The 13,094-nt window shown below is 71.8% G+C and carries 10 protein-coding genes; 1 reads left to right on the top strand and 9 read right to left on the bottom strand.

Annotated features, from left to right (window positions below):
• The first annotated feature begins 21 nt into the window (after nt 1-21).
• Nucleotides 22-957 carry a hydroxymethylbilane synthase gene (gene hemC, locus NP777_RS30720; protein ID WP_256653428.1) on the top strand — a complete coding sequence of 312 codons (936 nt, stop codon included), beginning with the start codon at nt 22-24 and terminating at the stop codon, nt 955-957.
• A gap of 102 nt (nt 958-1,059) precedes the next feature.
• Here the strand turns inward: hemC and NP777_RS30715 are convergent, their stop codons facing one another.
• From NP777_RS30715 to NP777_RS30675, 9 genes are all read right to left on the bottom strand, one after another.
• Nucleotides 1,060-2,472, bottom strand: a complete 1,413-nt coding sequence (locus tag NP777_RS30715; RefSeq protein ID WP_256653453.1) for a phytoene desaturase family protein — start codon at nt 2,470-2,472, stop codon at nt 1,060-1,062.
• A gap of 47 nt (nt 2,473-2,519) precedes the next feature.
• A complete protein-coding gene (locus tag NP777_RS30710) occupies nt 2,520-3,347 on the bottom strand; it encodes an inositol monophosphatase family protein (RefSeq protein WP_256653427.1) in 828 nt (275 codons plus the stop codon).
• Between the two features lie 155 nt (nt 3,348-3,502).
• Nucleotides 3,503-4,993: an MFS transporter gene (locus tag NP777_RS30705; RefSeq protein ID WP_256653426.1), complete on the bottom strand. Its 1,491-nt coding sequence runs from the start codon at nt 4,991-4,993 to the stop codon at nt 3,503-3,505.
• Nucleotides 4,994-5,111: 118 nt separating this feature from the next.
• Nucleotides 5,112-6,149, bottom strand: coding sequence for an acetylserotonin O-methyltransferase (locus tag NP777_RS30700; RefSeq protein ID WP_256653425.1), 1,038 nt, complete (start codon nt 6,147-6,149; stop codon nt 5,112-5,114).
• Between the two features lie 216 nt (nt 6,150-6,365).
• Nucleotides 6,366-7,367 carry a TIGR03842 family LLM class F420-dependent oxidoreductase gene (locus tag NP777_RS30695; RefSeq protein WP_256653424.1) on the bottom strand — a complete coding sequence of 334 codons (1,002 nt, stop codon included), beginning with the start codon at nt 7,365-7,367 and terminating at the stop codon, nt 6,366-6,368.
• Between the two features lie 14 nt (nt 7,368-7,381).
• Entirely contained in the window at nt 7,382-8,785 is a 1,404-nt protein-coding gene (gene hydA / locus NP777_RS30690; RefSeq protein WP_256653452.1) for a dihydropyrimidinase, read from the bottom strand.
• Entirely contained in the window at nt 8,782-10,131 is a 1,350-nt protein-coding gene (locus NP777_RS30685; protein WP_256653451.1) for an aspartate aminotransferase family protein, read from the bottom strand. Before NP777_RS30685 ends, hydA begins: the two co-directional genes overlap by 4 nt.
• A gap of 35 nt (nt 10,132-10,166) precedes the next feature.
• Entirely contained in the window at nt 10,167-11,009 is an 843-nt protein-coding gene (locus NP777_RS30680) for a nitrilase-related carbon-nitrogen hydrolase (protein WP_256653423.1), read from the bottom strand.
• A 596-nt stretch (nt 11,010-11,605) separates the two neighbouring features.
• Nucleotides 11,606-13,042 carry a hypothetical protein gene (locus tag NP777_RS30675; protein ID WP_256653422.1) on the bottom strand — a complete coding sequence of 479 codons (1,437 nt, stop codon included), beginning with the start codon at nt 13,040-13,042 and terminating at the stop codon, nt 11,606-11,608.
• Nucleotides 13,043-13,094 lie beyond the last annotated feature (52 nt).

Raw genomic sequence — 13,094 nt, 5'->3', positions numbered from 1 at the left:
CGAGGGCCTATCCTCTAGGCCATGTCGTCCGCCGATTTGATCCGCATCGTCTCCCGTTCCTCCCCCATGGCCCTCGCCCAGGTCGAACGGGTCCGTACCGAGCTGGCCGCGCTGCGCCCGGGGATCCGTACGGAGGTCGTACCGGTCACCACCTCGGGCGACCGGTGGATGGGCGATCTGTCGAAGCTGGGCGGGAAGGGCGCGTTCACCAAGGAGGTGGACGCCACGCTGCTGGCCGGTGAGGCGGATCTCGCGGTGCACTGCATCAAGGACGTGCCCGCCGACCGTCCGCTGCCCGCGGGCACGGTCTTCGCCGCGTACCTCAAGCGGGACGACATCCGCGACGCCGTGATCCACCCCGGCGGGCTGACCCTCGACGAGATGCCCGCGGGGACCCGGATCGGCACCTCCTCGGTCCGCCGCGTCGCCCAGCTGGCCATCACCCACCCGGAGCTGGAGTGCGTGCCGATGCGCGGCAACGCCAACCGGCGGCTGGAGAAGCTGGACGCGGGCGAGTGCGACGCGCTGCTGCTGGCCGTCTCGGGTCTGGAGCGGATCGGCCGTACGGACCGGATCAGCGAGATCCTGCCGGTGGACGCCATGTGCCCGCCCATCGGGGCCGGGGTGCTGGGGCTCCAGTGCCGGGAGGGCGACACCGAGACGATCGAGGCCGTGGCCGGGCTCGGCGACGCCGACGTCTGGAAGGAAATCACCGCGGAGCGCATGCTGCTGCATGTCCTCCAGGGCCACTGCAACTCCCCCATCGCGGGCTACGCCAGGGCCGAGCGCGACGGCCGCCTCTCGCTGCGCGCCCGGGTCTTCAGCCCCGACGGCAAGACGGTCCTGGACGCCCACGAATGGGCGGGCCCCCTGGACCCGGCCACCCTGGGCACGTCGGTCGCGGTGGCCCTCCTCCGGCAGGGCGCCCGCGAGGTCATCGACACCATCCCGCACTGAGGCCGCCGCTCGGCGCTGAGGCGACACCGCGCCGAGGCGGGCCACCCCGCGCCGAGGCCGTCGCAGGCCCCTGCCGAGGCCGTCGCAGGCCCCTGCCGGGGCCTACCGCGCCCGCAGCCGACGCCACACCGCCCGTGCCGCGTGGTGACCCGACATGCCGTGCACGCCGGGGCCCGGTGGGGTGGCGGAGGAGCAGAGGTAGACCGCCGGGTGGGCGGTGGCGTAGGGGACGCGGGCGAGCTTGGGGCGTATGACGGCCTGGACGCCCTTGAAGGCGCCGCAGCCGATGTCGCCGTCGATGTAATTGGCGTTGCGGGCGGCGAGTTCGGGTGGGCCGGCCACCGCGCGGGCCAGGACCAGATCGCGGAAGCCGGGGGCGAAGCGCTCGAGTTGACGCTCGATCACCTCCGTGGCATCGCCCTTCCAGCCGCTGGGCACATGGCCGTACGCCCAGAAGGTGTGCTTGCCCTCCGGGGCGCGGGAGGGGTCCAGGATGCTGGGCTGCGCGGTGATCAGGAACGGGACGGAGGGGTCGCGGCCGTCGACGGCGGCCCGGAGCGCCGCGCCGATCTCGCCCGAGGTGGGGCCGACGTGGACGGTGCCCGCGCGGCGGGCGTCGGGCGCGGTCCAGGGGACCGGGCCGGACAGCGCGTAGTCGATCTTGAAGGCGCTGGCCCCGTAGCGGTAGCGGCGGTAGGCGTTGCCGAGACCGGCGATACGGGCCAGGGCGCGCGGCGAGGTGTCGAAGATGTAGGCGCGGGCGGGCGGCAGCTCGTCGAGCCGCTTGACCTCGGTGGAGACGTGGATCGTCCCGCCGTGTGCGCGCAGGTACGCGCCCAGCGCGTCCACGATCGACTGGGAGCCGCCGCGCGGGATCGGCCAGCCGACCTCATGGGCCGCGACGGCGAACATCAGGGCGGGGCCGCCGGTGGTCGGTGCGCTGGTGGGCGCGATGGCGTGCCCGGCCAGCCCGGCGAACAGGGCCCGCGCCTTCTCGTCGCGGAAGCGGAGCGGACCCGCGAGCAGCGAGACCGGCTGGAGCGCGTGCAGCCCGAAGCGGGCCCAGGTGATCGGGTCGCGGGGCACCCCGTCCCAGTGGGCGCGCAGCAGATCGGGGGCGAGGGTGGCCCAGCGGCCGAGGTAGGGCGCGAGCAGCCGGCGGTAGGTGCCGGCGTCGCGGGGGCCGAGCGACATGGCGGTCTCGCCGACCGAGCGGGCCAGCACCGCGGCCGTGCCGTCCGGGAAGGGGTGGGCCAGCGGCAGCTCGGGATGGAGCCACTCCAGGCCGTACCGGGCCAGCGGCATCCGCTCGAAGGCCGGGGAGCCGATGGCGAGGGGGTGCACGGCGGAGCAGGGGTCGTGCCGGAAGCCGGGGAGGGTCAGCTCTTCGGTGCGTGAGCCCCCGCCGATGGTGTCCGCGGCCTCGAAGATCTCCACCGCGCAGCCGCGGCGGGCGAGTTCGACGGCCGCGGTCAGCCCGTTCGGTCCGGCACCCACTACGACCGCGTCGAGCATGGACGGCACGTCGGCTCCCCCTCGTCCTCGAGGTATCGGTGGAACGTTCAGCCGGCGTCGGCCAGCAGCCCCAGGATATGCCGAACGGCCGCCTCGTCCCTGGCCGCCGTGAAAGGAAGGACGTTGCCCCCGCTGATCCGGAACGGCTTGCCGTCCAGCGTGCTGTGTGCCCCGCCCGCCTCGTCGACCAGCAGCAGGCCGGCGGCGTGGTCCCAGGCGTTCTCCCAGGTGAAGGCGACGGCGTCGAGCAGCCCCCGGGCCACGTTCAGATACTCCAGACCGGCCGAGCCGCAGGGTCGCACCTCGGCCTCCGGCGCCCGCAGGCCCGACAGGGTGCGCTTCTCCGCGTCGGTGGTGAAGTCGAAGTGGGAGATGGCGACATGGAGTGCCGCACCGGGCTCCGGGGAGCCGCTGTGGATCGGCTCGCCGTTCAGCAGCGCGCCTCCGCCGCGGCGGGCGATGGCCATCAGGTCGAGCACCGGGGCGTACGTCCAGGACGCGAGGAGCTCTTCCCGGTGGGCGAGGGTGACCAGCGTCGAGAAGCCGGGGTCGCCGTGGACGAACTGCCGGGTGCCGTCGACCGGGTCGACGATCCATACGGGCGCGTCGCCACCGAGGGCGGTGAGCACGGCCGGGTCGGCGTGCACCGCCTCCTCGCCCACCACCACGGAGCCGGGCAGCAGCTTGGTGAGGGCGTCGGTCAGCTGCTCCTCGGCCAGCCGGTCGGCGGTGGTGACCAGGTCGTGCGGGCCCCGCTTCTCGACGATCTCATGGGCGGCGAGCTGCCGGAAGCGCGGCATGACCTCTTCTGCGACCGCCGCGCGGACCGCCTCCTCCACCGCGCCGAGATCACCGGCGAGAAATTCATCGATCATGTGTTCATCGAACCATGTCTCCGCGACAGCGAGTGGCACGGCGACTGCGGGAAGGTGTCATCGAGGTGAAGGGATGGACCGCCCCGAAAGGTGCGGATCCCCCTTTTGACCGGCATCACGGCCCACCCCGGCGATATGCGGGAACGGGCGCGGGGTCACGGCACGCGTTCGGCGGGCCGGCCGGGGGCCGGTTCGGGGCTGGGCTCCGCCGGGCGGCGGGTCAGGGCGCCGGTGGTGAGCAGGCCCAGCGTCACGATGGCGAGCCCGCACCCGGCCATGATCGCCCAGCCCAGATGGCTGGCCCCGGGGAACCCGGAGCTGAACGGGCCGTGCACCCGGGCGGTGGAGACCGAGCCGAGCACGGCGACACCGAGGGCCGCCCCCACCTGGCGGCCGGTGGAGGTGACCGCGGCGGCCACCCCCGCCTGGGAGCGCGGCATCCCGGAGACGGCCGAGTAGGTGAGCGGGGCGTCGAGCATGCCGAAACCGATGCCGAACGCCACATAGGCGATGACGAGGTACCAGATCGGGGTGTCCGCCCGCACCTGGGTCAGCAGCAGTCCGCACACCGCCGTACCGGCCCCGGCGATCACCATCGGGATACGCGGACCGCGGGCGCCGACGATACGGCCCGCGATCGGTGAGGAGACCAGGGTCATGGCCGCCATCGGCAGCGTGAGCAGCCCGGTGTGCAGCGGGGAGAAGTCCTTGACGTCCTGGAGGTACAGGGCGTTGAGGAAGAGGAACCCGGCGAGCGCGGCGAAGCCGCACACCGCCGAGGCGATGGCACCGCTGAAGGAGGGACTGCGGAAGAAGCGGACGTCCAGCAGCGGTTCGGCGCGGCGGAGTTCATAGCGGATGAGCGAGACGGCGGCGGCCACGGCGACCGTGAAGCAGCCGACGATGGGCGCCGAGTCCCAGCCCTTGACCGGGCCCTCGATGATGCCGAACGTGAGCGTCGCCAGCGCCACGATCACCAGCAGCTGCCCCACCGGATCGAGCCCGCGCGGCCGGGGGGCCTTGGACTCGGGGACGAACAGCGCGGTGAGGGCCAGGGCGAGGGCGGCCACCGGGAGGTTGACCCAGAAGACGGCCTGCCAGCCGGTGGAGTCCACCAGAGCGCCGCCGACGACGGGCCCCAGCGCGATGCTCACGCCCGCGACCGCGCCCCACAGCCCGATCGCCCTGGCCCGCTCTCTCAGGTCGGTGAAGGTGTTGGCGATGATCGAGACCGCGACCGGGTTGAGCATGGCGCCGCCCATGGCCTGCACCATCCGGAAGGCGATCAGTGAACCGGTGTCGGAGGCCAGCCCGCACAGCAGCGACCCCAGACTGAACAGCAGCAGCCCGGTCTGGAACGTTCTGCGCCTGCCGAACCGGTCGGCCATCGAGCCGGAGAGCATCAGCAGACTGGCGAGCACCACGGTGTAGGCGTCCACCGTCCACTGGAGCCCCGAGGGCGTGGCGTCCAGATCCTCCTGGATGGACGGCAGGGCGAGGTTCACGATGGTGGTGTCGAGGCCCACCATGAACAGGCTGATGCAGCAGATCCCCAGGATCAGCCACTTGTGGCGGTGGTGCGGCGGCGGACGGTCGCCCTCGCCGTCCGCGTGGCCAGGGGTGGCTGGGCTCGTGGCACCGGCCATGGTTCGCCTCCCGATCGGGGCGGGTCGTGCCCCCGGCACACGGGCCGTCGCGACCTCCGCATCGCACGGCGCGCCCGCCGGGGGTGTCCTCGCCTGGTTCCGGACTATGCCTTGCGGCCTACGCCTTGCGGCCGGTGATCACGACGGTGTCCGCGCCGAGCGGCACCCGTCCGGCGGGCTCGACGCCCACCGCGCGGAACCACTCCTCGTACTCGGCGCCCGTGTAGACCATGCCCTCGCCGGAGGCGATGGTGTGGAAGTACGCGGACAGCAGCGCCGCCCGCTCGGGCCCGGTGCCGTCGTCGTCCTGGCGCGGGGTGACCACGTAGATCGCGCCGCCGGACGGGAGGGCGCGGGCGGCCTTGGCGAGGAGTTCCCGGACCCGCTCGGGGGACCAGATCTCCAGGAAGTGGGCGAAGAGCACGCCGTCGCAGCCGGTCGGGAACTCGTCGTGGAAGGCGTCGAGGCTCACCGCCCGCACCCGGTCGGCCAGCCCCAGCTTCTCGATCTTCTCGGTGGCGGCCGCCGCCACCGAGGGCAGATCCGCGATGGTGATGCGCAGATCCGGCCGGCGGGCGGCGAAATTGGAGGCGTTGATGGCTGTTCCGCCGCCGATGTCGAGGAGGTGGGAGCACCCGGAGAGGTCGAGCTTCTCTCCCAGTTCCGCGCCCACGAGCCTGCTCACCGAGGACATCATGGTGTGGAATGTGGCTTCCAGTTCGGGATTTTCGGCGAGCCGCCCGTAGAGGGTGGGTGCCGTTCCCGGAATCTCCTGCCGCAGACCGATATTGGTGTCTTCCTTGAGGGATTCACAGAACCAGGCCATCGCCCGGTAGATACCGTGTTGCTCCCAGGGAATGTTGGCGGCGGGCGCCTCGTCGAAGTCGGCGGTCAGCGGCTTCGAGAGCGGGGTGGTGTGGTAGCCGTCGCCCTTCTTGTCCAAAAGCCCGAATACCGTACAGCCGAGAAGGAGGATGCGGGTGGGCTGCTCCTTGAGGCCCAGCCGGGGGGCCATCTCACCCACGGCCAGGCCGGGCTCCTTCTCCACCAACGCGAAGAGCCCTAACTGGAATGCCGCGCTCAGGAACTGAAACCGATAGTGGGCCTTGTAGAGCCCCCGGAGCTCCACATCTATCGGTATCTCGGTTTGCGTCATGCCCAACCCTTCTGTGGCAAGGAGTCGTTCAGCCGACCGCACATCAGAGCACAAAAACCGAGGTGATTGTAACCATGTTCGAAGGTTTCCGGGGGTCCGCTTTTTGTTCTCCGCGGCCGCCCGCCGATAGCCGACGAGCGGCCGCGAAAACGGAATTGACCCCTCCTTGGGAAAAGGGACGATGCCTTGCCGGTGCGCGGCTCGGCCCGAGCCGGGTCAGCCGGTGAACGCGGGGATGACGTGCTCGCCGTACGCGTCGAGCGTGCGCTCCTTCGCGTCATGCATCGCATAGACCGCGAACTGGCCGACCCCCAGCTCGCGCAGCCGCTCCAGCTTCTCGATATGCGCCTCGGCCGGGCCGAGCAGACAGAACCGGTCCACGATCTCGTCGGGCACGAATGCCGTGTCCGGGTTGCCGGCCCGGCCGTGGTGGGCGTAGTCGTACCCCTGCCGCTCCTTGATGTACGCGGTCAGGGACTCGGGCACGGCACCGGAGTGCTCGCCGTAGCGGGAGACCAGGTCGGCCACGTGGTTGCCGACCATGCCGCCGAACCAGCGGCACTGCTCACGGGCGTGGTCCAGGTCGTCCCCGACATACGCGGGGGCGGCGACGCAGATGGTGACCGCGTCCGGATCGCGCCCGGCCTCGGCGGCGGCGGAGCGCACCGCCTTGACCATCCACTCCGTCAGGAACGGGTCGGCGAGCTGGAGGATGAAGCCGTCGGCCTTCCGCCCGGCCAGCGCGAGCGCCTTGGGGCCGTACGCCGCCATCCACACCGGCAGCCTGCCGTCCTCGATCCACGGGATGCGCATCGGGCTGCCGTCCACGACGGCCTCCCGGCCCTCCGCCAGATCGCGGATGGCCTCGATGGCGTCCTCGAGCCGGGCGAGGGTGTTGGGCCTGCGCCCCGCCACCCGCAGCGCGGAGTCGCCACGCCCGATCCCGCAGACCGTGCGGTTGCCGTACATCTCGTTGAGGGTGGCGAAGGTGGAGGCGGTCACCTCCCAGGTGCGGGTACCCGGATTGGTGACCATGGGGCCGACGATCAGCCGCTCGGTCCGGGCCAGGATCTGGCTGTAGATGACGAACGGCTCCTGCCACAGCACGGCGGAGTCAAACGTCCAGCCGTAGCCGAAGCCATTGCGCTCGGCGCGGCGCATCAGCTCGACAACGGCCGAGGCGGGTGGATCGGTCTGCAGCACGAGTCCGAAGTCCATGCTCGCTCCCTGGGTCAGCTCAGGTACTGACAGGTGTCACGGGAGAGGAACTGGCCGTGCCCGGCACGTCCGGTGTACTCCCGCTGGTCGATGACGGGGACACCGCGCGAGAGCACGGTCTCGACCTGCCCGGTGATCTGCTTGCCCTCGTACGCCGAGTAGTCGACGTTCATATGGTGGGTCTCGGCGGACAGGGTCTGCTGGGCCAGCGGATCGTAGACGACGATGTCGGCGTCGGCCCCGGGCGCGATGGTGCCCTTGCGCGGGTAGAGGCCGAACATCCTGGCCGGGGTGGCGCAGGCGATCTCGATCCAGCGGCGGCGGGAGATATGGCCGTCCACCACGGCCTGGTGGAGCAGGTCCATCCGGTGCTCCACGCCCGGCATTCCGTTGGGAATCTTGGAGAAGTCACCCCGGCCCAGTTCCTTCTGCCCGGTGAAGCAGAACGGGCAGTGGTCGGTGGAGACCACCTGGAGGTCGTTGGTCCGCAGCCCCCGCCACAGCGCGGCCTGGTGCTCGACGGGCCGGAGCGGGGTGGAGCAGACGTACTTGGCGCCCTCGAAGTCCGGTTCTGCGAGGTTGTCCGTGGACAGGAACAGATACTGCGGACAGGTCTCGCCGAACACCGGAAGCCCCAGGTCACGGGCGTGGGTCAGCTCCGCGACGGCCTCCTCGGCCGATACGTGGACCACGTACAGCGGGGCGCCGGCCACCCTGGCGAGCTGGATGGCGCGATGGGTCGCCTCCGACTCAAGCAGCGCCTTGCGGACCTCACCGTGGTAGCGGGGGTCGGTCCTGCCCTCGGCCAGGGCCTGCTCCACCAGGACGTCGATGGCGATGCCGTTCTCGGCGTGCATCATGATCAGCCCGCCGTTGCCGGAGGCGCGCTGCATGGCCCGCAGGATCTGCCCGTCGTCGCTGTAGAAGACCCCCGGATAGGCCATGAACAGCTTGAAGCTGGTCACGCCCTCCCCCACCAGGAGATCCATCTCCTTGAGCGAGCTCTCGTTCACATCGGAGAGGATCATGTGGAAGCCGTAGTCGATGGCGCAGTTGCCGCGCGCCTTGAGGTGCCAGGCGTCCAGCCCCTCGCGCAGGGCGTGACCCATGCTCTGGACGGCGAAGTCCACGATGGTGGTGGTGCCGCCCCAGGCCGCCGCCCGGGTACCGGTCTCGAAGGTGTCGGAGGCGAAGGTGCCGCCGAACGGCATCTCCATATGGGTGTGCCCGTCGACCCCGCCCGGGACGACGTACTTACCCGTGGCGTCGATCGTACGGTCGGCGGTCCAGCCCTGGGACCACTCGCTGCCGGGCGCGGCGAGGGCGGCGACCTTGCCGTCCTCGATCAGCACATCGGCCGGGGTCTCCTCGGCGGCGGTGACGACCAGCCCGCCGCGGATCACGGTACGGGACATCAGCTCGCGCTCCTTCCGGACCCGGCGGTCTCCAGGGCGGTCTTGAGGGCGGCCTCGAGGATCTCCGCGCCCTCCTCGGCCTCGGCGACGGTGAGGCTGAGCGGCGGGGCGATCCGCAGCACGCTGCTGTTGTGCCCGCCGCCCTTGCCGATGAGCAGCCCGCCCTCCCGGGCGGCCTCCAGCACGGCGGACGCGCCCTCGGGCGACGGGCCACCGGTGGTGGGGTCCACCAGCTCGATGCCGATCATCAGCCCCCGGCCGCGGACCTCGCGTACGCCGTCCAGACCGGCGCAGGCGGCGCGCAGCCGCTCGATCAGCAGCCCGCCGACCCGGCGGGCGTTGCCCTGGAGATCGTGTTCGACCAAGTGGTTGAGGTTGGCCAGACCGGCGGCCATGGTGATGGGGCTGCCGCCGAAGGTGGAGATGGAGTTGGCGCCCAGGCAATTCATGACCTCGGCGCGGGCGACGACCCCGCCGATCGACATGCCGTTGCCGATGCCCTTGGCGAAGGTGAGGATGTCGGGCGGCCCGGAGCCGTCGTGCGCCTGCCAGCCCCAGAAGTGGTCGCCGGTGCGGCCCCAGCCGGTCTGCACCTCATCGGAGATCCACAGGATGCCGTGCCGGTCGAGCACCTCGCGGAAGGCGGCGAACAGCCCGTCGGGCGGGGAGGTGAAGCCGCCGACGCCCTGGATCGGCTCGGCGATCAGCGCGGCGACATTGCCGTGCGCCTGGCCGAGGACGTCCTCGAGGTCGGCCACGCACGCCTTGATGAACTCACCGTCGGACAGCCCGGCGAACGGGCCCCGGGTGCGCACCCCGCCGTGTACGTACAGCGTCTGCAGCGGGGACAGGCTGGTCGGCGACCAGCCGCGATTGCCGGTGATGCCGACGGCCGAGAAGGAGCGGCCGTGGTAGCTGTTGCGCATCGCCAGGATCTGGTTGGAGCGGCGGTGGACCGTGGCGAGCAACAGGGCCGTGTCATTGGCCTCGGTGCCGGAGGTGGTGAAGAAGACCCGCGCGTCCGGGATGCCGGACAGCGTGGCGACCCGCTCGGCCAGGTCGACCATGGGCCGGTCGAGGTAGAGCGTGGAGGTGTGCAGGATCCGGCCGGCCTGTTCGCTGATCGCCTTGGTGACCTCGGGGAGGGCGTGGGCGGTCATGGTGGTGAGGATGCCGCCGAAGAAGTCGAGGTAGCGGTTGCCCTCGGCGTCCCACACATGGCGTCCCTCGCCGTGGGTGATCTCGATGGGGCGCTGGTAGTAGACGGCGAGCCAGTCGGGGAGTACGGCCTGGTGGCGGGCGTGGAGGGTGGCATGGAGGCCGCCGCTGACGTCGTTGGTGCCGTTGATGTCGTTGCCGCCGTTGATGTCGTTGGTGTCTCCGCTCACGGCTGCACCAGCCCCTCGTAGGCGTCGGGGCGCCGGTCGCGGTAGAACGCCCACTGCTGGCGCACCTCGTCGATCAGGCCGAAGTCGAGGTCGCGGACGATCAGCTCCTCCTTCTTGTCACTGGCCACATCGCCGACGAACTGACCGCGCGGATCGACGAAGTAGCTGGTGCCGTAGAAGTCGTTGTCGCCGTACTCCTCGGTGCCGACGCGGTTGATCGCCGCGATGAAGTACTCGTTGGCGACGGCCGCGGCGGGCTGCTCCAACTGCCAGAGGTAGGCCGACAGGCCGCGGGAGGTGGCCGAGGGGTTGTAGACCAGTTGCGCCCCCGCCAGGCCCAGCTCGCGCCAGCCCTCGGGGAAGTGGCGGTCGTAGCAGATGTACACGCCGACCTTGCCCACCGCGGTCTCGAACACCGGCCAGCCCAGGTTCCCCGGCTTGAAGTAGTACTTCTCCCAGAACCCCTTGACCTGCGGGATGTGGTGCTTGCGGTACTTGCCGAGGTAGCTGCCGTCCGCGTCGATCACGGCGGCGGTGTTGTAGTAGAAGCCGGACTGCTCGAGCTCGAAGACGGGGACGACGATCACCATCCCGGTCTCCCGGGCCAGCTCCCGCATCCGCTCCACGGTCGGCCCGTCCGGCACCGCCTCCGCCCACCGGTAGTGTTCGGCCTCCTGCACCTGGCAGAAGTACGGCGCGTTGAACACCTCCTGGAAGCCGATCACCTTGACGCCCTGAGCGGCCGCCTGCCGGGCGTATTCCTCATGCTTCGCGATCATCGATTCGGTATCGCCGGTCCAGGTGGCCTGGACGAGGGCGGCACGTACGAGGTTGGCCATGATCAGCTCCTCAACCTGTGTCTACGCACGTAGATTCCGGGCTGTGAAGAACGTAAGAGCGCACTCACCACTCTGGCAATACCGCCGCCGTTACTCAACGAAGACGATCACGTTTCGTGTTTTGTCGGGTCCGGGGTTTGGGTGGGATGTGCTTCTCGGCTCGGTCGGGTGCGGGTTTCGTTTCGCGCCTTCGGCGCATTTGAGCAGCGGGGCAGGGGGTGGGGGGCGCGGGCCGCGTCGCCGGGCGCCGGGCCGGTGCGGCGCGGGGCCCGGTGGCGGCTTCGGCACTTGTGGGTCACGGGCCGCGCCGGGCTGACGGCCCCTTCGGGTACCCCTCGAAAAAACACTTGATCTGGAGCAACTAATTTGTCAAACGTTTTCGAGAGGGGTACCCCAACCCCTCCCGCTGTCCGGCACCGCCCCAGCCCTCGGCCGGGGAAGCCGCCACCGGCGACCACACCCACCGGCCCGGCGCCCGGCGGCGGCGCCGCGCCCCCCACCCCCGCCGCCGCTGCTCAAATGCGCCGAAGGCGCGAGACGAAACCCGCACCCGACCGAGCCGAGAAGCCCGAACCGCCAACGCCACCGCCACCGCGTCAGGCGAGGCCGGGGACGCCCGGCAGGCGCGCGGTACGGAGGGCATGGGCCAGGTCGTGCTGGGTGCTGGAGGAGACCCCGGCGGCCGCTGCGAGCAGCAGGGGCACCAGCGTGGCGGGGTCCTCGGCCGCCGCTCGCGCCGCGTCCTCGGGCGTACGTGCCCGTACGAGCGCCTCCAGCAGGAACGCGGCCCTGCTCGGAGCGCCCGCCGCGAGGAGCGCCTTCGCGGTGTGGGCCACCTCGGGAACGGGGCGCGAGACGCTCTGCCGCAACAGCCCCTCGCCGTCGGCCTCGCGGTCCGCCGCGCACAGCGCCTCGGCGGCCGCGGCGAGCTGTGCGGGCGGCAGACACGCCGCCTCCCACAGCAGCGTGGACACATCGGCCCCGAATCCGGCCCGCTCCAACTCCTCCGCGAGCACCGGCAGCCGCGCGGCGGGCCAGACGGCGGCCTCGTACAGCACGACATGGGCCTCGCCGGAGCGGCCCTCCGCCCGGAGCCGGCCCAGCCGCGCGACCGCCTCCTGGGCGGCGCGCCGCGCCGCCGTGCGCTCCGCCGCCGCACGGGCAAGCCGCCGCCCGTCGTCCGCGGCCCTGTCCCGCTTACGGCGCTTGCCACCGTCCTCGTCGTCGTAGGCCCCGGCGAACCGCGCACCCCGCGGGGTCGCACGGCCCCCGGCTCCGCTCTCCGCCGGGGAAGGTGTGGGCGAGTCCGGCGTCGGCACCCCCGCGGCGCCGTCATCCCCGTCCCCGGCCCCGGCGAACCGCGCCCCGCGAGGTCGCGGCACCGCGCCCGCCTCCCCCACCCCCGCGAACCGCGCCCCGCGCGGATGCCCTGCCCCACCAGCCACGCCCCAGGCGGGCGCGGCGGCACTCGTGAGGGTGTCCGGGGTACTCGCCGCCCCGGCTTCCGCGACCTGCGCGAGACGGGACACACCCGGAAGCGCGGCCAGGCGGGCCTGGAGTTCTTCCGTGCGGGCGGTGGCGCGCTGATGGTCGTCGTGGGCCCAGGCCAGCTCCGCGGCGAGGCTGTTCCGGGCGGCCGGGTCCTCGGCGGTGGACAGGGCCGACCGGAGGTCGGCCGCGCGTCGGGCGGCGTTCCGGCGTTGGCGGAGCATGCCGTTCAGCCGGTCCTGGAGGGCCTCGCGGCGGCCGGGCCCGGCGTCGTGGGCCGCGACCGAGGCTCGGTAGAGGGTCGCCGCGCGGGACGCGGCCTCCTGGGCGGCCCCGGGGCCGTGCTGCGCGGAGAGGTCCTGCAGCAGGGACTGGACGAGGTCCCACGGCGGCACCTCGAGGCCGTCGAGACAGGCTCGCAGCCCGTCCGGATCACGCAGGGCGAAGACGCCGTACCAGCCGGCCCCCGCGTCCAGCCGCCTCGTCAGCACCCGCAGATACGTCGCGAACTCCTCGACCTCGGCCGGGAGTTGCCCGCTCGCCATGGCCACCCCTCCCCCTCGGACGATGGACGATGCACAACCCGAGGCCACGCAT

Origin of the sequence: Streptomyces rugosispiralis, from assembly GCF_024505145.1 — a bacterium.
Taxonomy (GTDB): domain Bacteria; phylum Actinomycetota; class Actinomycetes; order Streptomycetales; family Streptomycetaceae; genus Streptomyces; species Streptomyces rugosispiralis.
The sequence above is the reverse complement of the archived record's forward strand: the minus strand, read 5'-3'. Positions and strand labels throughout refer to the sequence as shown.

Excerpts from the sequence above, each read along its gene's own strand:
- hemC (WP_256653428.1), top strand. The coding sequence starts at position 22 with ATGTCGTCCGCCGATTTGATCCGCATCGTCTCCCGTTCCTCCCCCATG.
- NP777_RS30715 (WP_256653453.1), bottom strand. The coding sequence starts at position 2,472 with ATGCTCGACGCGGTCGTAGTGGGTGCCGGACCGAACGGGCTGACCGCG.
- NP777_RS30675 (WP_256653422.1), bottom strand. The coding sequence starts at position 13,042 with ATGGCGAGCGGGCAACTCCCGGCCGAGGTCGAGGAGTTCGCGACGTAT.
- NP777_RS30705 (WP_256653426.1), bottom strand. The coding sequence starts at position 4,993 with ATGGCCGGTGCCACGAGCCCAGCCACCCCTGGCCACGCGGACGGCGAG.
- NP777_RS30695 (WP_256653424.1), bottom strand. The coding sequence starts at position 7,367 with ATGGACTTCGGACTCGTGCTGCAGACCGATCCACCCGCCTCGGCCGTT.
- NP777_RS30680 (WP_256653423.1), bottom strand. The coding sequence starts at position 11,009 with ATGGCCAACCTCGTACGTGCCGCCCTCGTCCAGGCCACCTGGACCGGC.
- NP777_RS30700 (WP_256653425.1), bottom strand. The coding sequence starts at position 6,149 with ATGACGCAAACCGAGATACCGATAGATGTGGAGCTCCGGGGGCTCTAC.
- NP777_RS30710 (WP_256653427.1), bottom strand. The coding sequence starts at position 3,347 with ATGATCGATGAATTTCTCGCCGGTGATCTCGGCGCGGTGGAGGAGGCG.